Source organism: Alteromonas sp. KUL106 (assembly GCF_009811415.1).
GTDB lineage: Bacteria > Pseudomonadota > Gammaproteobacteria > Enterobacterales > Alteromonadaceae > Alteromonas.
The window spans coordinates 30520-53122 of the sequence record NZ_BLIG01000025.1; the positions used below are offsets into that span (position 1 = coordinate 30520).

At 41.8% G+C, this 22603-nt stretch carries 12 protein-coding genes; 6 read left to right on the plus strand and 6 right to left on the minus strand.

Annotated features, from left to right (window positions below; translation table 11 throughout):
* Window positions 1-130: 130 nt before the first annotated feature.
* Complete coding sequence (locus GVO63_RS09280; RefSeq protein ID WP_159493079.1) at window positions 131-3277, minus strand: TonB-dependent receptor; 3147 nt, start codon at window positions 3275-3277, stop codon at window positions 131-133.
* 464 nt (window positions 3278-3741) lie between these two features.
* On the opposite strand from GVO63_RS09280, the gene GVO63_RS09285 reads away from it, so the two are divergent.
* The 3 genes from GVO63_RS09285 (at window position 3742) to GVO63_RS09295 (ending at window position 8671) form a co-directional block, all read left to right on the plus strand.
* Window positions 3742-5040, plus strand: coding sequence for a DUF1800 family protein (locus GVO63_RS09285; protein WP_159579331.1), 1299 nt, complete (start codon window positions 3742-3744; stop codon window positions 5038-5040).
* Window positions 5041-5042: 2 nt separating this feature from the next.
* Window positions 5043-6203 carry a DUF1501 domain-containing protein gene (locus GVO63_RS09290; protein WP_159579333.1) on the plus strand — a complete coding sequence of 387 codons (1161 nt, stop codon included), beginning with the start codon at window positions 5043-5045 and terminating at the stop codon, window positions 6201-6203.
* Window positions 6204-6319: 116 nt separating this feature from the next.
* Entirely contained in the window at window positions 6320-8671 is a 2352-nt protein-coding gene (locus GVO63_RS09295; protein ID WP_159579335.1) for an alpha-L-rhamnosidase C-terminal domain-containing protein, read from the plus strand.
* 161 nt (window positions 8672-8832) lie between these two features.
* Here GVO63_RS09295 and GVO63_RS09300 read toward each other — a convergent pair whose 3' ends face one another.
* The gene (locus GVO63_RS09300; RefSeq protein WP_159579337.1) at window positions 8833-9315 is read right to left on the minus strand and encodes a nuclear transport factor 2 family protein; all 483 of its coding nucleotides are present in this window, start codon (window positions 9313-9315) and stop codon (window positions 8833-8835) included.
* 301 nt (window positions 9316-9616) lie between these two features.
* Between GVO63_RS09300 and GVO63_RS09305 the strand changes: the two genes are divergently transcribed.
* Genes GVO63_RS09305 through GVO63_RS09315 form a run of 3 tightly spaced genes read left to right on the plus strand, consistent with a single transcriptional unit; the run spans window position 9617 to window position 12308 of the window.
* Entirely contained in the window at window positions 9617-10636 is a 1020-nt protein-coding gene (locus GVO63_RS09305; RefSeq protein WP_159579339.1) for a hypothetical protein, read from the plus strand.
* Window positions 10633-11484, plus strand: coding sequence for a hypothetical protein (locus tag GVO63_RS09310; protein WP_159579341.1), 852 nt, complete (start codon window positions 10633-10635; stop codon window positions 11482-11484). Before GVO63_RS09305 ends, GVO63_RS09310 begins: the two co-directional genes overlap by 4 nt.
* Before the next feature lie 38 nt (window positions 11485-11522).
* On the plus strand, window positions 11523-12308 hold the full coding sequence (locus tag GVO63_RS09315; RefSeq protein ID WP_159579343.1) for a polysaccharide lyase: 786 nt from the start codon (window positions 11523-11525) through the stop codon (window positions 12306-12308).
* A 235-nt stretch (window positions 12309-12543) separates the two neighbouring features.
* Here the strand turns inward: GVO63_RS09315 and GVO63_RS09320 are convergent, their stop codons facing one another.
* The 4 genes from GVO63_RS09320 to GVO63_RS09335 form a co-directional block, all read right to left on the minus strand.
* Window positions 12544-13983, minus strand: a complete 1440-nt coding sequence (locus GVO63_RS09320) for a sulfatase (RefSeq protein ID WP_159579345.1) — start codon at window positions 13981-13983, stop codon at window positions 12544-12546.
* 65 nt (window positions 13984-14048) lie between these two features.
* A complete protein-coding gene (locus tag GVO63_RS09325; RefSeq protein ID WP_159579347.1) occupies window positions 14049-15458 on the minus strand; it encodes a BNR-4 repeat-containing protein in 1410 nt (469 codons plus the stop codon).
* A gap of 115 nt (window positions 15459-15573) precedes the next feature.
* Window positions 15574-19167, minus strand: a complete 3594-nt coding sequence (locus GVO63_RS09330; protein WP_159579349.1) for a glycosyl hydrolase — start codon at window positions 19165-19167, stop codon at window positions 15574-15576.
* Window positions 19160-22486 carry a glycosyl hydrolase gene (locus GVO63_RS09335; RefSeq protein ID WP_159579351.1) on the minus strand — a complete coding sequence of 1109 codons (3327 nt, stop codon included), beginning with the start codon at window positions 22484-22486 and terminating at the stop codon, window positions 19160-19162. The genes GVO63_RS09330 and GVO63_RS09335 overlap by 8 nt, the downstream gene beginning before the upstream one ends.
* Window positions 22487-22603: the final 117 nt, after the last annotated feature.

Consider the following 22603-nt stretch of genomic DNA (forward strand, 5'->3'; position numbering starts at 1 on the left):
GACCTCTTTACGTTAAATTAACACCAATAAACCATAATGACCAGTGTTGACTATTTTTGATTATTTTTTTCGTTTATTAAACGCCAATACAATAGCCACTCATTCGTGAGTGGCTACTAAACACAATTAATTAAAAACGATAATTGACTGCGAATTGATAAATTCGCCCCGTATATGTCAATCGACTTAACGCTTGTTCATCAGAACCCAAATACTCAACGCCAACATCATCTGTTAGGTTAAACGCCCGAAGGAAAAGCTTAGTTTTTTGATTAAGCTGATACGAACCCACAAAATCGAGTCGCTCTGTAGCTTCGCGAGTTCGTGCGTTGGTGCCCAAGAACGAGTTCGCGCCACGTAGAGTCTGATCGTCTCTCCAGTTGTATGCCAAACGCAAACTAATACCGTTGTGCTCCCAGTATCCGATTACGTTGAATGATTCAGGAGAAACGCGCGTCAACTCTAGCTCACTACCAGACTGCCTTAGATTGGTATAGTTAAACACGCCTCCAAACCCGCTCCATGGAAAAGGTAGGAAATCTAAGTTTTGTTGAATAGCAAGCTCAAAACCTTCTACCGATATTTCATCTGTCGTATTGACAGGTGAAGTAATATTCACTTCACGTAGGTTCTCGTTACCATCATCATCGATTATTGGTGTTAATTGAATACAACCAAACTCACGACCACCAGTTCCGGGGACGCGTTCAATTGGACCTAACAAACCGTCAACGATTGGATTCGTGCCAGTAGGCGGACAGAAGCCCTCTTCTTCGTCAAATAGATTGGTGATATCTTTTTTAAAGAATCCTAATGTAATAGCGCTTCCCTCGCGATTATACCACTCTAGTGACACATCATAGTTTGTTGCGTCGTAAGGTCTTACTGTTGCAGTTGGGAGATCTACATTTACTAAGTTATTGCCTCCGGATAGAGAGGCAGTAGGCCTTTGCGACAGCAGATTGGGGCGCACTATTCCTTCGTAATACGCCGCTCTGAGTATAATATCGTCTGACAGCTCAAAAGCGATATTTGCCATCGGTAGTGTATGCGAATAGTCATCTTCAAATTTAGTAAGGATAGCTATGCCATTGCGGCCCTGTTCATCTACACGCGTTTCAAAACCATCAAATGAATTGTCGGTCTCCACATAACGTACACCAATATTCCCAGTGAACGGTATTGACCTAATTTCACCGGTAAAATCTGACATCATATACAGCGCTGTAATATCCTGTTGTGCACCAAAATTAAAGCCTATATTCGTCGGTAAACCCGAGTTTCTGTCTTGTGTATCCCAAAAACCTGTCCTATTCCTCTCTAAGAGAGGTGAAGGTGAACTAAACGACGTAGCCGTAGGAATATCAGATGCGTTGAGCGCGATATTTTGCTGCAAAATGGCAATCGCAAGGTCGTTGTCTATCGTCATCCATCCTGACGTATTATCAAAAGTACCTGGAATATTACCGTTGAAGAATCCATTTTGAACTGCTGAAAGAACATCCGAGGTTAAAAACGCATCCGATATATTGGTTGTGTCGATGCCAGGAGCGCCCTGACGCTGATCTAAACTATTGAGTTTTTCTCGTGAAAATCGACCACCAAATTTTACTGTCTCAAGCCTAAAGGCATCTCCTAAGCCTAAATCAAGTAAGCGCTCGCTATTAAGCTCAACACTGCTATAGTCTCTGTCTAGGTCTTGTACCCGCCCGTTGATACCAAAGATGAGCTGTCTTCCTTGGTTTGCGTCTGAAATGGAGCTCACTGTTGAGGAACTTAAGTTAGGCTCTTGCCAAACTAGACCGTTATATACATAGGGGACCGCAAAACCGCCTTGCACTACGATATCGTTTAAATTTCCGTAACCGCTATTGATGGTGCCATTAAAGCCGGTAGGCACAGTGACGAGATTGCGTCGCGTACCTTCTGAATCAGTGAAATTAAATTCACGTCGCCAGTCTTGGGTGTGATTAAAATTAATCCCTACATTCGCAAATTGGTTAGAGGCTTCGGAGTGCGTCACTTTGCTATCGAAATTCCAATCGCCTGCGATATAATTTGCATAAAGGATAATACCCTCTGATTTTTCCCTGAATGTAGTCTTCCGGTTTTCAGTTTGTAAGTTTCCATTTACAAATTCATACCCTGGAGCGGCGTAAACTAAAGGCGCGTCTGTGTCATCTGAAACCCTGTCATAAATGAATGGGGCGGCATTTAAATCAAGTGTTATCCTTCCATCAAAATTGTCTCTGTCTCTACGAGTCGTGTTAAACCCAGGACTAAATGTTGTTGCCTCTTTCGTGCCATCATCAAGATTACGCTCCGACAACAAAATATGAGCGCCGATTTTCAAATCATCTGTTACACGATATTCAATATTACCTGTAAAAGAGACACGATCGCCTTCACTGAATTCGCTTACATTCCTTGCTCTGGCAGGCGCTGTTAACTGCGCGTCCTCTGGTAGCCCCCAACGCACACGATATTCATCGATGTTCGTTGCTCGAACAAAGTCACCTTCTGTATCTACAGTAATGTAGTCGATGATATCAAACGTGTCGCGACGAAACGTCTGCCCAGACCCCGCAAATTTGAATGCCACGGCTAATTTATCGTCGATAATGTGTTTAACACCAGCGAGCTTGAATTCTTCATCAATTTCGCCAGTTAGTTGCTCGTATCGCCCTCCAACACTCACATTCCAATTATTATCCTTTTTAGACAGAGCTTGCTGAAGCTGCATATCGACAATACCTGCAATTCCACCTTCTTGAAGATCTGCAGTCGGACTTTTTATGACGGTAACGCCATCAAACACACCAGCTTCAAATGCCGCAAATGGATTTGGTGAACCTACCGCATTCAAATCACGGGCTCCAGAGGGTGTAGCGAATGTTTGACCAAAAGCGGTAGTATTGACGAATCCACTGCCTAAACCTCTGAGGCTAATGGTGCTTTGCCGCCCCTCCTCATCGCTGTTTAGTTGGATACCAGGAATTGCTTGGAGCGCTTCACCTAAATCAAGCGCTGGAAGAGCGTCAATATCGGTAGCTGAAATAGCGTCGACAATAGAGGAAGAATCACGTTTTACGTTTAACGCGTTTTCAAGCGAAGCTCTAACGCCTGTAACTTCAATCACTTCGGTATCGTCGGATACGTTGTTGTTAATTGCGGCGTTAACTTCTTGGGCAATAATAGTTGGGGAGCTTACAGCTAATAGAAAAGCCGTCGTACTGTTTAGTATTATATGAGAACTACTAAATTTGTTGGTGTGCATGAACGCAATCTCTAAAAATACAACAAAGTTAAATATGTTTTTATGAAACCCAACTTCCTCAACGACATTGCATGTTAAGGAATTGTGAAAGATATTATCACCCAACACAATCATAACAAATCACTTTCGGTCATTATTGATCTCAGATTTTTTAATCTTGAGCATTAATAATTTAAATGGAAGAAGCCTTCAAATTGAGACTGACAAATACTCCAACTGCACTTTAATAAAAACTTCATTGTTTAAAGCTATTTATCGTGAACAAGATCCCATTAACATCTCGAACGATGATAGAACGGCAATTAGGAAGGGAATGACGAACATCAAACAAAAACGCCATTATCAATCACTTAAATATCACGCATGTAAAATTTATGTAAAGACCAGCCTATTTGAGCGATTATTTTGTTCAGTAGTATTATTGTCCTATCAAACGACTTCCTATTTGTGATATCACGAAAAAAATGAACGGCGCAATAGCAACAAATCGATTTGGCTTAGGAGCGACACCATTAGAGATCGAAAAGGCTTCTGAAAGCCCAATCGAATACGTTTTAGCTCAGATGAAACCTATATCCTTTGATAAAGTTTATTCGTCTCAATCAATCGCATTAAAGATGCAACATTTTCGTAAAGGTACCTCTGAAGCATCCAAGGATGAGGCACGGAAATTCAGACAAGCGACGTATAGACAACTCTCACTAGCAACGCTTAATAACGCAATAAGCAGTAAACAACCTTTTATGTGGAGACTACTAGACTTCTTTTCTAACCATTTTAGTGTTACTGCTCAGGGAGCATATCTCACCGCGATATCTCCAACATTAGAGCGCGAAGCCATAGCTCCAAATCTTCTGGGAAAGTTTTCGGATATGCTACTTTCCGTTTCTCGTCACCCAGCGATGCTAATATATCTAAATAATGAAAAGTCATATGGCAAAAATTCGCAATTGGGAAAAAAAGGAAAAGGACTTAACGAAAACCTAGCGAGAGAAATACTTGAGTTGCATACGTTAGGTGTAAAGGGCGGCTTTACTCAAAGCGATGTCCTCGCGTTAGCTAACGGTATATCGGGATGGAGTATTCGTGTCCCTCAAATAGCAGAACCTGAGCTTTTTTACTTCAGGAAAGCAGGACATGAACCTAATGAACAGACTTTGTTGGGCCACTTATTTAGCCAAAAAGATGAAAAGCAAGGCGAAGCTATGCTCCGATATATCGCTGCTCAGCCTGCCACTGCTAAATTTATTAGCGAGAAATTAGTCAAACATTTCGTGAGTGATACCCCCCCACCTGCCTTGCTAGAGCAGGTTCAACAGACTTGGTTGAAAACAGAGGGAGATCTAAAAGCTGTTTACCATGCACTCGTTACTCATCCGCATGCTTGGTTTGATACGCTTGAGAAATTCAAGACTCCGAGAGAATTTCTAATCTCTACTTACAGAGGAATAGGACTTAGCTCAATTAAAGAAGGGTTTGCGATGCGTAGCCTGACAGAAATGGGACAAGCGCCTTTTAAAGCAGGAAGCCCCGCTGGCTATGAAGACTCAGAAGATTTCTGGAACAGCGGTTACGGTTTAATCGCGAGAGCAAATTGGCTCACTTCTTTGCGCATAAACCTAGAGTTTGAAATCCCCGAACTTGCAAACAGGTTATTAGGCTCAACGCTATCGGAGCACACGCGGATGTTAGTGTCTCGAGCCGAGAGTCGTGAACGTGCTTTTGCACTATTATTTATGAGCCCAGAGTTTATGAGGAGATAGCTATGCAGAGACGTTCATTATTAAAGGCCTTAGCGAGCGGTGCAATCATGCTACATTCTCCGACACTGTTCGCCAGTAATAAAGTAGTAAACAAGAAATCATTAAAGCGAGTGGTTTGGATTCTGCAACGGGGTGCTGTAGACAGTTTGCACACTATTATTCCGACTTTTGAGAAAAACCTTACGTCTCTTCGTCCAGATTTAATGACTGGGCTTGAAAACGCCTTTCCGTTAGATAGTCAATTTAATCTTCACCCATCTCTCTTCAATATACACGGTCTATATATGCGCAAAGAACTGTCGTGTGTGGTGGCAACATCCACCGGATATAAAGGCCGCTCTCACTTTGATGGCCAAGACCATCTAGAAAGTGGTTTAGAGAACGCTAGACTTGAGTCTGGCTGGCTCGGACGCGCTATGGATACACTTGGTTCTGAGGGTATCGCAATATCAAAAACACAACCCTTAGCATTTAGAAACTCTCCACGAGGAAGTAACTTTTATCCATCCAATTTTAACAATTCGATCGACGGCTTAACCGACGATCTCGCTGCTCTTTATCAGTATGACGAAAAGCTCACAAAAACGCTGAACTCTGGTATAGAAATAAAAAATACCCTAATAAGTGATGGAAAAAAGCATCCACAAGTGTCTTTTTCTAAATTATGCGGTGAATGTGCTGACATAATGAAATCAAAACCAAACATTCAGTTTGTAATGCTAGAGTCAGGTGGCTGGGATACCCACAAAGCGCAGAATGTCAGGCTATCCAGAGAGTTAAGAGAATTAGATAGTGGTATTGCGCAACTGAAGTATGGACTGGGTAAAGACTGGAAAAACACGCTTGTTTTAGTCACGTCTGAGTTTGGTAGAACTGTTCGTCAGAATGGCACACAGGGCACAGATCATGGAACCGCTGGTTGCATATTTATTGCGGGAGGTTCTCACCTAGGAGGAGCAATTTTGGGAACATGGCCTGGGCTTTCCGACGCCGCCCTTTTCGAGAAACGTGACCTATTTCCTACAAGCAATACGCTTTCTTGGGTGTCTACCGCGATAAAACAACACATAGGATTAGACTCGACTCAGATAAAAGCTATATTCCCCGACCACTCACCTTACAATAACAAACTTTTCAACGATGAAAAAAACCCGTTGCCGTGAACAAATACATTGTTTAGCAAAAATAACTTAGCAAAAGTCAAAAAAACGGGGCATCAGGGTATCAATTCTCAAAGCCATTACCTTATTACTGGTATTAGTAATTTTTTGGTAAAAATATGAAACGATTTAACTGGCTGATGTTGATAGCGGCTATCAACTTTTCTCTTTTCATCCCCGTACAGGCAAAGACGTGGAATGCGAATTGGATTTGGGTAAAAGAGCGCTTTACTGAGCCCAATTCATGGGTAGCGTTTCGCAAAGAAGTCGAACTGAAGAATATTCCAACACAAACACTTGCCTATATTAGCGCTGATACAAAGTACTGGCTTTGGATAAATGGCGAGCTTGTCATTTTTGAAGGAGGCTATACCGGCGGGCCGTCACCGGTTAAACCCTCTCCTCGAGTAGATTTCTACCCTATTGCGTCTAACAAGTATTATGACACAGTCGATATAGGTTCATATCTTAAGGAGGGTAAGAATACAATTGCCGCCCTTGCGTGGTATTACGGAGACAATGGTCAAAAAGGCACACACATTTCCTCTAACAAAGGAGGATTTATTTTTGAGTCTCAGGTAGGCGACACGCTTATTGCAACTGATGAAACTTGGAAAGCTCAGACGCATAACGCTTATAAAAAAGTAGAGAAAAAAAGTCCCTACCGTATTGCCGCGTGGAGTATTAACTACGACGCAAGAAACGACATGCAAGATTGGACTAAAGAAGCTTGGTATACTTTGGACTTTAATGACGAGGGCTGGTCCAACGCTCACCCTATCAAGCAGCCTCCTAGGCCACCTTTTTTCGATTTATTCCCAAGCGAAATCCCTCCCCTTATAAATTTCGGTCTATCGCACTGTACTAATTTATCTGATGAATCATTTCCATTTATTTCGGACGGAACACCCATTCAGTGTAAGTTGGACTTTAATAAAAATTTTACGCCTTACTTTGATATAGAAGCTGATGAAGGAAAAACAATCCGTGTAGCGTCGAATATGCGCTTGAATACAATAGAAACGATATATACGACTAAATCTGGGCGTCAACAATTCGAGGGCTACTCTTGGAGTAATGGTCGAACCATTGAATTCAGTATCCCTACAGGTGTAAAAGTGCACGCACTTAAATATCGCTGGACTGGCGTAGGTAAAACTCCCGGCTATTTTGATTCGGATGATGCTTGGTTAAATCGAATCTGGCAAATGGCTGAAAATACACTCTATATCTGTGCCAGAGACAATTTCATGGATACCCCCGATAGGGAACGAGGCCTATGGATTGGTGACGTCGCCGACCAAGCAAGCTATTTGTTCTATTCTATGGACCAACCTGGTCGTGACCTTTTGAAGAAAGCCATTAAAGTTACGCTGGCGTTTAGCGACACTGAATCCGGCATTTTTGCAGGCTTGGGCCCTGGAAGATTCCGAGAACTCCCCGCACAGAGCCTTCAATTTATTGAGCAAGGCATTTGGCACTATTACTACAATACCGGTGACATAGAGACATTGTCATATGCATACCCTTTTGTACATAAATACTTGCTACTCTGGGATATAAAAGAGAACGGGCTTCCAACATTCAGAACTGGAGATTGGAAATGGACTGATTGGGGCCCCCAGGAAACTATTGATTATGACGTTATTCAAACCGCGTTGTACTACAGCGCACTTATGGCCGCAAAAAAAATGGCTAACGAACTCAGAAGGGGTGAGAACCTTGAATTTTACAATACCCGTATCGAATCTATACGTTTAGCCTTTCAAAAAGAATTCTGGCAAGACGGTTTCTTCAGTAGCGATAGCAACGTGTTTAAAGATGATCGAGCAAATGCCGTCGCCATCCTTTTCGATTTAGCATTGCCTGCGCAATTTCAGCAAATCGTTGATAACGTGTTAGTGCCAAATCATTATGCAAGCCCTCATTTTGAATGGATGATTTATAACGCAATGGCAAAAGCAGGGCGTTATGAGGATGCTATCGTTAGAATGAAAGAGCGCTATGGTCCGCAAGTCGACAATCCAGAGCTATCAACATTAGCTGAATATTTACCTGCTCGAGGAACAGAAAATCACGCATGGAATGCACCGAGTACTGTATTGAGTAAATATATCGCTGGTGTGAAGCCAACGTCAGTCGCTTGGAAACGTTATGAAATCATGCCGAACCTTGCACACTTAACTAAGGTTAGCCAATTGGTACCTAGTATTAAAGGTGACATACTCTTCAAATTAGAATTAGAAGATGACAAGTTGAGTATAGTGCTCAAATCACCTGGTAACACGACAGCGAGAATCGGTGTTCCCAAAGTAATAACCAATACGACAAGCATTTCATTTAATGGAAGTGAAGCATGGAATAGGGGCGATAAAAACAATAAAGTAGCAGGAATAGAATTCTTGGAAGAAAGTGACGATTATTTCATTTTCTCAGTAGAATCGGGAACTTGGTTTATCACCGCTCAATAGCAGTGGAGAAACAACAGTTTTTTATTTCTGTGACGCAGTGGCATGCCTTACATACCTATACACCTCAATTTACCGTATAAAAGTAAATTGAGGTTATTAGGACATTGACAAAAAAGAGAAATGCCACACACCGGACGAAATAGCCGCAAAAAAACTCTACGTTATAACCTTTGATGTTGTGGGACGTAAACCTTTGAGGCAATTTTCCAACCATGTTTGGTTTTCACCAAGGTCACGACTTCAAAAACTCGGTCTAGCATATTTATTTGTGCTGTAGCTAGTCGTTCGTCGATAATATCTAGTTTAAGAATTTTCACTTTATTGATATCAATATTACTGTTAGCAACAGCTCCCCATTTTTCTGCCTCTGAATGCATATCTAGCCATCTATTGAGAGAGTTTTCGCTCTCATCAGATAAAATTGGACTGAGCATGACAGCATCTGGACTGAAAGCGTCTTTGATCACATCAGCACGACCAGCTATTTGGCCACCAATATATTTATCAAATATAACATCTTTAATTTCTCTAACCATCTCGGGGGAAGCTGTAAATGGGTTCGCTGAATATTCCTCTTCAGCAATAGACAGATTTATCACTAAAAACGCAATTACCACTGAAATCACAAAACGATAATACCTCATAATTTTCCTCTCAAATTAAGTTGCTTAACAGCTGACTTTCGACTTTAACCCGTGACCAAGTATGATTGATATTGACACACTACGAATGTGCGTATTTATGCGATGAGGATGCAATTTTGTACAAATATAATTAAACAGAGGGCGTCACAAATTTTTCCAAGACACATAAATTTCTCACCTGACGCAAGATAGAACCTGTAAAAGCACAGCATAACCATAATAAAATTGCTTTGACACATCTCCCCTACATAAAAAACACAAAATGTTTACATTTGGCTATAAATGATCAAAACTACATAAAATGATTAATTTGAGTCATATAAGGTCAGGAATGGGGCTGCGATCACGGTTAAATATTAATATTTGCTACCTGATAGTGATTGCCGCCGCAATTTTTTATTGGGTTCACAAGTCTGTCATTGTTAAATCTGCAGACGCTCTTACAATTTGTGAGCAGGTAAAAATAAGCAAGTCTCAATCAGAAGAACACATTACCAAACGCTTTTCGGATTGGCAGGCACAAAACCAAAATAACGTTGCCGAGATTGTTCATAATGCGTATGAACAGAAAGAATCTTCTCTTAATAGCCAACTAGTGACTGCACTAGCAATGGATTTAAAGGAAGAACAACGCGAGGTACTTGCGGAAATCCCTAAAGATTTCGAGTTTGTAGAATTAACGGAAAATCTACATTTGCTGCCTGATGTAGTTTTACGCATCACAAATCTCGAGTCGGTATCTGACACCCGAAATTACCTTATTTCACTAATAAAAAGCTTATCTTCCAAAGAAAAAGAAGAGGCGATCGAGTTATTATCACGTTCTCACAGAGACGAAGACAAATTGGTCGCAATCGATCTTCTTTCAGCAGTTGGGGACCAAACCAAACCAAAGATACTGAACAGACTATTGTCTGAAAGCCCTTCTGAAACACTGCTATCTTCCCTCGTATCCTTTTCAAAAACGCAAGACAAAAAACAGATAATAGCTTTGGTTTCTGATGTGATTGAGAAGCGACTTTTCGCAGAAAAGGATGAGACTAGAAAGCTTCAATTATTATCAATAAGCGCTTTTCCCGACGGGTTTAGGGAATACGCGTTTTCACTTGTTCTGAGATCGCTGGAATCTGATGACGTTAAACACCAACAACTAGGATATGTCATCGCTAAGAATTGGGTTGGCGAAAGCAAAGAAAAGCTAACAAACAGGCAATTGCAGGCAATATCGGATAGTGCAAAAAGCGTACTTAACGACACATCTTTACCCGTGGAGCAGCGTCTAGCCTCTCTGCAATTATTAGAAGTGATGCCCAACATATGAAAGGAGTGAAGCTTTTAGGTACGCTCATTATTTTTCTTACTCTAACGTGCCTAGTTATTGAAGATTACTTTGACGAATCGCCTTTCAATAGCGATAAAACTTTTCAGAAGTGCGGGAAACATGCTTATGAAGTTAATCAATCTGAACATTTTATCTATAAATCTCATGAAATAGCATTGAAGAATGAGATAAACAGCAAAACGTCAAATCACATCGGTTTTGAAGACGAATACTCTATAGATTTTATCTTAAAGCTGTTAACTACACTCCCAAACAATCTTAAAAGAAGAGAACTACTACAAAGCGTCCAGCAGCTAAAAGATGCACAACAAGAAGAGATTGTTTATCTCCTTACTAGCTCTGAGAGAGAGTTAGACCAAGAATCAGCCGTAGATTTAGCCATTAAGTTAAAGAGCGAATCTGCAAGGCTTCGTACCATACGTGAAATCTTGGATAGCAACATATCTGACGACGTAAAATTGATGCTTTCACACGAATTGAACCGTGCCCTGCCAAACCACGCGTTGGAACTTGCTATTTCTACATACTACGAAACCCAATCGGTCAAAATCAGAACAGCGCTAATTGATTCAATTTTTTCTTACATGAACTCTCCATCTTTGCCCTTGGAAGAAGTTTTTTCCATTGTAAGAAGTGCTCCGTCGCCTTCCATGACAAAACAGCTAGAGCCTTTTTTTGAATGGCTTAAATTCGGACACGGTGCCTTAAGTGAGTCACAAAAGAAAACCATCGCCTTGTTCAGTGACGACCTTTTCTTTGAAACAAACCATCTAGAACAAAAAAAAATGGCTTTACTCATTAGACAGTTGGTTTCGTCTGAAGAGTGATATTCACCAATAAGTGAGAAAACAAAAGGAAACATAAAGTGAAAAAGAAAAATCGGATAATAACCTCAATTGGCGCGTTGTTTACATTAATGATGGCAAGCGCAGCAAGCGCGTCGGGCGTACTGTACAGTGAAAACTTCAACTCAGGTTCGGCCGGTGATTGGTCACACCCTAACGTCCAGTTTAGAAGTGGTGCAAACAACATACGCATTAAATATCCACAGTACAAAGTGAATTCAAATGGAAAAGTGGGATCTCACCCTATGATGGTAGGTCAAATCCCTATTTCAGCCAATGCCATTGATGCGACATTTAAATACAGGATTAAGCTAGAAGACAATTACGATACAAATATGGGCGGTAAGTTTTTTGGCTTGGGGCCAGAAGAGCCTGTCACTGGCTGTCGCGACATTACGACAAATGGCTGGAGTGCGCGAGTTGGCATTAGAGATAAACATCCACAGCTCTACATTTACAGACAAGGTAAGCCTGATGGTGAATGTGGCGAAATCATAAAAGCTGAACAGTTCACGTTTGAAAAAAATAAATGGTACGACATAGCTCTTTATGTAAAGGTAAATAGTTCGAGTACTAAGAGCGATGCCGAGGCTAGACTGTATATTGACGGAACCGAAGTTGCGAAAAAAACAGGCTTTAAATTTTTTGGCGGAACAAGTTCTAATGTTCCACCTGCGGCTAAAATTCAAAAAATTATTAGAACCAGCTTTTTAGGTTCTATGCCTAGCTTATCAGGTGCAGTAAAAACTGGTGAAGTATCTGCTCTTTATGACAACTTTGTCGTGGTACGTGGTAATCAACCCTAAATTTATGGCGTAGCATCATAGCCTTTTTAGTTATTTTGTTACGCTTTTCTGCAACTAGAGCCACATTCACTTGCTCAAGATACAAACCGGTGTTGCTCGGCCTACTGTATTACACTTAGCGCTCTATATAAAACACAATTCGCTGGTATAGATTTTCATCTATACCAACCTTTCCCCCATACATGGTTTGTGCGAGCTTTAATCGTTTTTCGAATAACGCACAATAGTATTATTTTCACTTAGTTTGGCACTCGAGTTCTCTCATACACGTTGTTAGTAACTTGTATAGCTTACTTTTAACATCCAAGTAATTTGGATCGCTCACGATGTTATTAGTTTCATCAGGGTCTTTGTCTAAATCAAACAGCATTTCTTCAGTTGTGTTGTTTTCCGTCTCATATAACGTATAGATGTAGTCTTTACTCACTACAGAGTCACCAGCCTTAAATCGGCTATAAATTTGATTCTTGTGTTCCAACTCAGGATTTCTCAAAACATGGGTAAAGCTCTCTCCAGAAATGTCAATCTCGTTACTAACGTTAGCCATATCGGTTATAGTCGGGAAAATATCAATTAGCTCTACCAATACATCAGTTTCTTGGTTTTTAGCGATACTTGGCCCTGCAATAATCAAAGGCACCCTCAATGCCGTATTCAACATATTGTGCTTGCCCCAAAAGTTATGCTCACCGAGGTTAAAACCGTGGTCGCTTAAAAGAATAACTGTTGTATTCTCTTCAAGACCAAGCGTGCTTATTCGTTTAATTAAGTCGCCAACTAGCGCATCAACATAGCTCACTGAGGCGTAATAACCACGCTGTGAAGCAACATGAAAATCATTACTGTTGTACTCATAATCTTTAAAGTGATATGTCTGTATTTCGCCTGACCCTTTTAACCCGTTTGGCGAAAAACGAGGCTTTTCACGATGATAAAACGGTTCAAATTTATTTTTAGGGTGCAAATCGTAATAGCGCTTTGGTGCATTGAAGGGGAGATGTGGGCGAATGAAACCAACACTAAGAAAAAAAGGTTGGTCTTGCTTTGCTAGTTTATCAAGCGCCGCAAGCGCTTTTACTTTTGCCTTACCATCCCCGTAATCCTCGTCAGCAACGTTGGCAGATTCATACCACGGACCTTTTGCATTGTTTGGCCGTGTTTCATTTGGCTTTTTGTACTTCTCTGATTCAGGGTTTAATGTTGTTGCATGGGGCAAACCTCCAGATACAGGACGTACACTCCAACTCTCATCGGCGAGATCACTACTGTGATGAAATATTTTACCTATGGCCATAGTGTAATAACCGGATTCTCGCAAAACTTGAGGTAGCGATTTCGCGCCTGGCACGTCTTCTTCGGCTTTTGCATTGAAATTGAGAAAGCGTGTTTTTGTCGGCCTGAGGCTGGTTAACAAACTTGCTCTTGAAGCACCACATACAGGTACATTTGCATATGCACGATTAAACATTATTCCTTTGCTAGCCAGTTCATCTATATTGGGAGTATGCGCTTTTTCGTCTCCATAAGCGCCAATCGCAGGACGAAGGTCATCGATAACAATCATTACGAAGTTATGCTGAGATTTTTCAACCTTATCTGTACTATCGGCGAGTGCAGCACTGCCATGTGCGTACATAACAATTATCAATAAGACTGCGTTCTTTAAAGTTTTCATATTTCTCCCGAGTCAGAAAATTCGATTTAACTTCAATTAAGTCGTGTGCAAAGATGTGCTCAGTATTAATGCAGGTTTATCACCTGCAAATAGGTGGTGCGTCTATCACCACTTCCCTCGGCGAGCAAATAGAAATACAGCTTACCTTCTGATATGTGAACGACGCCTTTTGAAAAGTTAGCAGAATGTTTAATACCGCTATACACTCTAGTAAATGCATTCGTCCCACCCTTAGCCTGTTCGACGTAAGGCTGTCCGTTTTCCAAGCCAATGATGTAAACATTGTCTGCTGACGTGTAAATATTGTTGGCGCCAACAAAATCTTCAGACGTAATAAACTCTTTGGATCCAACTGGCTTATAATGATGCAGATTAACTACAGTTTTATTTTCTTTGTCTTGAACGCGGCTAATGATATGAACGTCTCCATTATCTGTGATGGTCCAATCGAAACCACCCACAATGTGTACGCTGTCTTTTTTCTGTGTTTTAACCCAATCTCCGGTTTCAATAACTAAAGCGGGAGATGCATCAATTAATGGAAGTTGAATGGTTTCGCCTTTGTAATTTTTCCAGTCAGATAAACCCAATGGATTGTCTGAATACATAAAGTACACGCCATTTTGATAGCGAAACTTGTCTTCCTCGTTATTTAGTCGTCGTTGAAAGGCAAACCCTAACGTATTATTAGCAAACTTCATGTTTCCGTAGTTGCTCCACGTGTAGGGTAATCCATCCTCTTTGACGTTAAGCTTGTTTATGCTCTTAAACGGTGACCAAATACCATTACCTATGTATCGATTGAAAATACCTTTCCCGTCATGCGAAGTCCCCTGCCTAATATAGAAAAACAAGTCACCTTGACCATTTTGAAAAAACTTGGGGTAAGTGAGTTTGGAGAATGCAGCGTGGTTTTCTTCTCCCGTCATAGATATATGGTTATAGTCGCTATCACCTTCACTATGAACACTCGCGTCCTTTACAAATAGGTCAAGACTGAACGCATCGTCATTCACAGATGCTGCACCTGGCACACTGTATGAGTATCGAAAATAATCTTTCTCAAAACTACCGTTACCGCCTGTATCTGAGTGCTTGCTATAAGCATGCACATCGAACACTAAATGAATGGACTCATCTCTAGGACTTATTCCAACAGCAATGGTGTTGTGTGTTTCACCAATCCACCATCGACCGACCAGACCTGTGTGCCTGTGAGGAAATTCTATATGCTTGAGTTGACCATTTTTAAGGTTTAGGCGCGATAACATCATGTGCCGGTTGTACTTTCCGCCTTTGTACCACGTCATAAAGACGTAGTGCTTGTAAGTTTTAATCGCATCGCCATGAGGAGATATGGCCGAACCATACTGGTAGTTATAGCCCCCTTCTTTGTTGAACACAGAGTTGAGTGACTCGTGTACATTGCCCATTTTTTTGCCGTCAAAAAATAACGCACTATCGGTGATTTTCACTTCTTTTTCTAGAAACACAGTTTGGCTAGGGGCTGATCTATCCTCACGCGTAGAAAGACACCCTTGAAGAATAAGTAAGACACTTATGATGCATATATAACTAGTTATTTTCATTCTACAGTTTTGTCTTCTTTATCGGTTTTAGCAGCACTGGACCAATTAACCCCGAGCGCTGAAGCTCAGTTGTCTCGGTTATTCTGGTCTCAAAGGTGATTTGCGTATTGAATGCTTTAGGCTCAATTGAGTCAGGAAACGCCTCGGGAAACGTTAAATCACCCACGAGTCTGTTTAACCAGGTTGTTGCAACTTCGACTTTTATTTCGTTGTCGCCTACACGCAGCGCCTTAGTTATATCGGCGGTGAGTGGCCTACTCCATAGTTCTGCAAAACTCTGTCCGTTAACGAATAACCGCGCTATTACCCCTACCTCGCCCAAATCAATAAACCAACGCAAATCCTCATTCAATTGCTCGCTATTCATGGTGATCGTAGTTTGATAGATAACTTCACCAGAATAATGCTGTAGCGCAGTTGGCGAGAGTTCTGTCAGTGAGGTTAAACGCTCCAACATTAGCGATGTATCTACATCTCGCTTATCCTCAAAATACACATTCCATGGGCCTGTAACCTCTAAAGCAGAGGGTATAGAGCTTATTGACACGTCTTTGACTGAGCCATCTGAAAAGGTTACTTCGTATTCGCCATTTTGGGGTGATGTGAAAATAAGCGCGCCATCGGCGTCGATAGTGCTGTCTACCCATACAGATGCTGGAACACTGTCAGCAATATCAGAAGTGGTTTTTGATTTGATGCTTCTTACCTTTTTATTTTTGAGATTGCTCTGGCGCTTTGCACTTTCCTCTTTTTCAAAAACGACAAACGCCGAACCTAGCCCGTGAAGGAACAAGGGTACTGTTATTTTATGTTCCTCGGATGTGTACCGTGAAATCTTCACAATTTCACCCGTTATTGGATCCCATAGTTGAGGGGTCACATTTGGGTTATGCAAGCGGAAACTTGGAGAAATCTCTTGCGGCTCGTCCGATTGATTCGCCACAAAGTAAATATCATGGGTTTTACTACGTCGATGACTCCAAATCACGGTCTCAGGTAAATTTCCCACATCTGGCGGAGAACCTACCTTTGCTAAGATATGCTTTAATTCCGTCTGCTGAGAATTTTGGTAAAAGACATTCCCCAAACCATAGTGTCTGTGCGTAATATCGACGCCGTTTATATCCTGCCACAATAGATTTGAATAGTGCTGCACTTCAGTATCTGCATGTGTAAAATTCTCTAGGCTTGGTGAACTGCTTGGTTTAGGTCCGTATATGCTGCCTCCAGCTTCAACGAGCTCTGAAATTTTCTTCAACAACTCAGGACGTATAGTGCTCACGTCAGGAAGTACAAGCAGCTTATAAACACTACCGTTAGGTAACTCGAACTGGCCATTTTTAACGCTGAGCTTGTTTAGAATAATTTCAGCGTTGATGAAATCATAGCTATAACCAGATGGGACTCCTGGCTCAATGGCGCCAGTCATTTTCGGTGCATCTTCACCAATAAAATACAGGATATCTGCAACATACTGTCCTTGCTGCAACATATAATTTGAACGTTTAACATAGTCTAGCCAGCTTCCCATGTAGCTGAACCAAGTATTGTTTCGATTAAATTCTGAACCAAACCATGCGTTCACGCCCGGTTTTTTATCCTCGTATGCTTGCTGAATGTAGACATGCAAAAGCGTGTGGTTTACACCTTCGACAAACGACCAATCGCCTCGTTTTTTAAAACTCCATGGGTGGTTTTTAAACGATTCACTTCTTCCAGAGGTAAAGGACTCAGACATGACCGTTCTATGCCCGTAAATGTGAGCGGCTGACGAAGCGGCTTTAAGTTCTATAGCGCCCAGATTGCCAGAAGCCCAAAATTCGCCACTTACAATATCGGCTTGCCCACCGTATTGCAGAAATTCGCCGGGAAAGCCCCAATGTCCATAATTCTCCAGCCATAATTTCAAGCCATGCTCGTGCGCCCGTTCTCTCAAGCCAGCAGCATAAGCATACGCCACCTTATCAGCAACTAAGCGTCTGACATCCCATAAAAACCTCTCGCTCTGATCTGCGCTGTTAACAATTCTTCCACTGTAAACAGGTAAAAACGGGGTTGGATCGTAGCCGTATTGATGCTTAAACTGCTGCTTGAAGTCATCTGTCCAGTTTTGCGCCCCTTTTTCATAACTATCAACCACGACATACTTGAGCGCAGTTCGCTTTTCGGGTGGCAAAGCGCTTAGTATTTTTCCAACGTAAGCGTCGAAATGGTACTGCGCAAGTTGCTTATTGAGCTTGTCTACTTCAGGACCTCTTGCTGAACTACTCGAAGGTCCATTAGTCGCCCCCGTGGGACGCATAAAGTAGTGAACAATTGTCCAATTACCCTCGGGCGCCTCCCAGTTAAGCTTTTTACCGTCAAAGAACTTTGTTACATCAATAACATCATCGGCTTCAATGGCTAATTCTGCATTCTTATTAGGCTCCGGCTTTTCCCATACATAGCTATCATGTTTGGGCTGAGGCGTTGGATGAACCTTGGCTAGCTTTTTTTCAACAAAGCGTTCTAACGTATACTGACCGCTTAACTTTATCTCTTTCAAACCCGGAGACAGCTCAGCAGGGGCTCTTCCGCTCTTTATGTTACTAATTAAAATCCGAAACTCTGTTGATTCTACTTCTGCAAAAGAAACAGCTATTGGCGCATCGTGTTCAGGTCCAAGCTCCGGCCTGGAAGGTGGTCGCTGCATCGAGAACGTCGTGAGTGTCTCGAATTCGCCGTTTCTATTCATGTACTGTAAGTCAACTTCAGCTGAAAAGGCGTGTTCTGGATAAATTAAAAGCGACCTTACAACCTGACGTTTTTCATGACTTATATCTATTTGCAGTCTGCTGTGCTTGTCTAGCGCATGTTGGGGAAATGACCAGGATGAACTCAAATCATCATCAACAAGCACTGATACATCAGTAGGTATACTTCTCTCTTCTGAAGATAAAGTCGCCGCTGTTGCTAGAAAGCCTTTTCTCTTGTGCGACATGAGTTCAGCTTCTGGCGTCTTAAATGCTATTAAACTTACTGTCTGGTGAAACCCTTCAGGAGTAGTTAACTCAAGCGGTTTGTTATTTATGTCACTAAACTGATATTCATTGCTGTCTAGATAACGCATCGATTTTTCGGGGGCTATCCAAGGCCCTCCAGACTGACTCCAGCCCGGTGAATTAAAGATCCCAACATCAATATTGTACTCAGCGGCTTTTTCGATAGCGAAATAAAGATGCTCCCACCACACATCGCTCAATGCTCTGGTTTTTCCATATTTTCCATTGCTTGGATTTAGATGGATAATGCCGATTAACGCAGTACCAATTCCCGCTTTTTGCATCGCGGCTAAGTCGTTTTCAATACCACTTTTGGTTATGTGATCATTTACCCAATACCAATATACCCATGGCTTCACTGCATCAGGAGGGCTCATAAAATTCTGAACTAACTCCTTGGCATCAGCATCGTAGAACTCTTCAGGCATCGGCGCATCGGGTATGTGAATCGACTTTGTTTCAGTCTGGGTTTTGTGTGCCCAAGCTAGCAGAGGTGTTCCCAAAGCTAGAGTTACCAAGAGCAGATTAGCAGACTTAAAAATAAATCTAATCATGCTCTGATCTACTTCCTTTTTGAATGGTGTAGAGGGTCACAGGGCCTATAAGCCCTGAGGGCTGAAGATTCTTAGGCTGCTTTTCAAAAAAGTTATACCCTGTAAAAGTAACGCGTTCACTAGGCGGAGGGGGAGTATTTTCAGTAATCCACGGAACCGTATCTCCCGTCATTGAATAGCCGCTGGTGTCTGGAAGCGCTTCATCACCTATTAAACGATTAACCCACGTGTTTGTGATGCTCACTTCAAGTTCATTGTGTCCCGCTTTTACATAATCTTGAATATTTAGAACGAAGGGGGGCTTCCACAGCGTGGCGATAGACTTACCGTTTAAAGAAACCTCAGCAATTTGCTGAACGTCTCCAAGGCTAAGGTAGAGCGGCTGCGATTGATTTATAAGCGCTTTATCGATAACAAGTGTGTTTTTGTACACCGCCTTACCGGAATAATGTTTAATACCCGATACATCACTCGTCGTCCAATCAATGAGATTTTCAAAACGGACATCACCTGGACCAGCCCATTTCTGATCAAAATGAACTTTCCAAGGGGAGTCAAACTTGCTCAATATGTTATGCTTATTTGCATAAGTATCGACTAGCAGTTGATTCCTTGAACCGTCGTAAGGTGGTTGTTCGTCATCTCTTCTTATCAAAACGAAACGCGATCCAAAAGGTTCCAGTGGGATTGTTGTCACAAGACGCGTTTCATTGCGAACAAAATCTGTTATTTTCTCTATAGTTCCATCATCAGCATGCCAAATTTCTGGTACGCCATCACCTTCTCTAATATCTATTTCAACAGACTTAAATGATGGTTCGTCATTATAAAAATAATAGAGATCGTTGTTATCTATTCGGCGATGTGCAAATGCATGCGCAGGCTTGCCATCAATAAACAGATCGGGCTCATAACCCAATACTTTTATTGTTCCTTCGAGATCGTAAGTACTTATTATGCCTTGCCCGTAGTGCAATACCTTACGATCATTTGAAGAAGGCTTGCCCCATAGTTCATTAACAATTGCGTCAAACTCGTGTTTTTCCGGCCACTCACTGAAACCAATGACTTTTTCGGGCCTATCGCCAATAACAGTGGCGCCATCTGACACCAACTCTTGTATTTTACGCAGCGTCTTTAGGTGTAAGTACTGAGTTTTATAAAGATGTAATGCCCGATATCGCGTGCCCTCCGGTAACACTAAGTGGCCATTTTCTACTCGTATTCGGTTAATTAGAACGTCTGTATTGACATAATCGTACCCAAATCCATCTGGTACTGATGTATTGTTTGCGTTAGCCACGCGTAAAGGAGCGATATCTCCCAAATGCACAAGAAAATCAGCATCTGGGACACCTTGCTGCAGCAAGTAAGACCCCCTAGCTAAATATTTGAACCATTCAGCACCACCATTACTCCACCACGTTTGTGTTCTATCTATATGGGAGCCAATGGAGTCCATTGTCATGCCTGGTTTTACATGATTATTGGGTTGATGAGCAAAACGGTGAAACATAGTTTCATTAATGCCCCTAGCCCACATTTCATCGCCGTAGTGTTTATAAAAATAGGGATGGCCGTACCAATTGACCGTTCTTATAGAGGTAAAGGATTCTGCTGAAACTACTTTCTTTCCATAGACGTGTGCTGACGAAATAGCCGCCATCACTCTGCCGTTGTACTCTTGATCTCTTACCCAAAACTCTCCCATTAACCGATCTGCCTTTCCACCTGCAGCTAACTCGTCGAAAGGTCCCCAGCCGTAAGGCTCTATATAAGATTCGAGGCCATGTTTATTTGAAAGCTTGGTGAATTCGCCAAAATAGTTTTCTACCATTAAATCAGAAAGATGCTGCCGAAATTCTTGAAGTACAGCACCCGTATGCGCGGGCGATTCAATAACCCGCCCTGTAAGTAAAGGTAACCATGGGATAAAGTCATATCCAAATTTATCTTCAAAGCTTTTTTCTATTCCTCTTGTCCAGTTCTGGCCTCCGACTTCATAACTGTCTATTTCTGTGGTTTTCAGTGACTTAATTCCTTGTTCATTCACCTTTTTGACCAGCTTACCTACGTAATTATCGAAGTGATGCTCCAGGGCATTAGGATCGAACTTGTCGACTTCTAATCCCTCGCCCTCAATTGTCGCCGGTACATTAAAGGCACCTGTGCTGGTATAACCAAATCGTAAAATTCGCCAGTCTCCGTCGGGTATTGCTATTCCCTCTGGGGGCATAATTCCGCGATGTAAAACGAGAATATCTCTTGATGCGACTATTGCAGCTTCTGCAATAGTGGGCGTCATACTCAGCTTCCCACGTTCCATGGAATTCATGGATAGCCAATCATTTATCCTTGGTACTGACCACAAGTCAAAACGCTTTATTGTTATAGGTTTAGTAAACGAAATTCTGAAATATTTGGCTGTAAATCCATCTTGGCTTTCATCAACAAGTTGCGGACTAAACGCCCACATTCTCGCACCAGTTCTAGGCCGACGTAGGTTTTCAACTACCGTTTTAAAGTTAATACCGTCATTTGAAATATGTAGTGCGGCATCCCCATGCCGATCAGGTGTTTCTATTTGCAAACTTCTCAGCGTAGCAACATCATCAAGCTCGACTTGCACCCAATATTCATCGTTTTCATTTTTCTCGAAAATAAATTCTGTATCCCAGTCGCTGTCTGACAAAACTTCAGCATTTAATGTCGAATCTGATGAACTTATTCTCCCTATCGAAAATAAATTGTGAGTAGAATACTCATCTTGAGGGATAGCAATTACTGCAATATCCTTATAAAGCCCTTCCGCGAAACCCGGTTTTGAAGGTATAAGTGTATTTCCGCCAGAAACAGATTGCTCAGACCACGTTATCCTCTTCATTGATTGCTCTGGCGTAACCCATGGTCCACCACTCGATGTCCATCCGTCAGCGTTATGAATGCCGAACTCAATATTGTGCTTATCTGCCTGTGCCGCGGCGTGGACAAGGTGATCATAAAACTCTTCAGTACCGAATCTAACCGGCCCACGAGAAGAATAAGGCCAGTTACGTCGATGTACGTGAAAAAATATAGCACCACCGATGCCGGCTTCTGCGAGTGCTTTGAAATCCTCAGAAAAGCCCTCTTTTGTCAAATTACCGTTCATGGCGTGCATCCACGTTTTGGGCAGATACTCATTCTCAGGTTGCATAAACGCATGAGTCGACAGTGTGTCGCCAATTGCACTTACAGAATATAAAACGCTGATTAAGAGAACGTTCGGGAAAAAATACCTAGCAGACACTAACAACTTATTAATTAAGTTTTGATTCATATTGATTATTTTTGTAACATTGTGATTACATATGACCGAATATACACGACCTCGATTAACTTTGAAAGAAGGGTCGATTCTTAATCTATTGGCAGCTCTATAAGTAATGAGAATGAT

Bases quoted from the DNA above. Each gene is read 5' to 3' on its own strand.
- GVO63_RS09335 (WP_159579351.1), bottom strand. From the start codon at position 22,486: ATGAATCAAAACTTAATTAATAAGTTGTTAGTGTCTGCTAGGTATTTT.
- GVO63_RS09280 (WP_159493079.1), bottom strand. From the start codon at position 3,277: ATGCACACCAACAAATTTAGTAGTTCTCATATAATACTAAACAGTACG.
- GVO63_RS09305 (WP_159579339.1), top strand. From the start codon at position 9,617: ATGATTAATTTGAGTCATATAAGGTCAGGAATGGGGCTGCGATCACGG.
- GVO63_RS09310 (WP_159579341.1), top strand. From the start codon at position 10,633: ATGAAAGGAGTGAAGCTTTTAGGTACGCTCATTATTTTTCTTACTCTA.
- GVO63_RS09320 (WP_159579345.1), bottom strand. From the start codon at position 13,983: ATGAAAACTTTAAAGAACGCAGTCTTATTGATAATTGTTATGTACGCA.
- GVO63_RS09330 (WP_159579349.1), bottom strand. From the start codon at position 19,167: ATGATTAGATTTATTTTTAAGTCTGCTAATCTGCTCTTGGTAACTCTA.
- GVO63_RS09290 (WP_159579333.1), top strand. From the start codon at position 5,043: ATGCAGAGACGTTCATTATTAAAGGCCTTAGCGAGCGGTGCAATCATG.
- GVO63_RS09285 (WP_159579331.1), top strand. From the start codon at position 3,742: ATGAACGGCGCAATAGCAACAAATCGATTTGGCTTAGGAGCGACACCA.
- GVO63_RS09295 (WP_159579335.1), top strand. From the start codon at position 6,320: ATGAAACGATTTAACTGGCTGATGTTGATAGCGGCTATCAACTTTTCT.
- GVO63_RS09300 (WP_159579337.1), bottom strand. From the start codon at position 9,315: ATGAGGTATTATCGTTTTGTGATTTCAGTGGTAATTGCGTTTTTAGTG.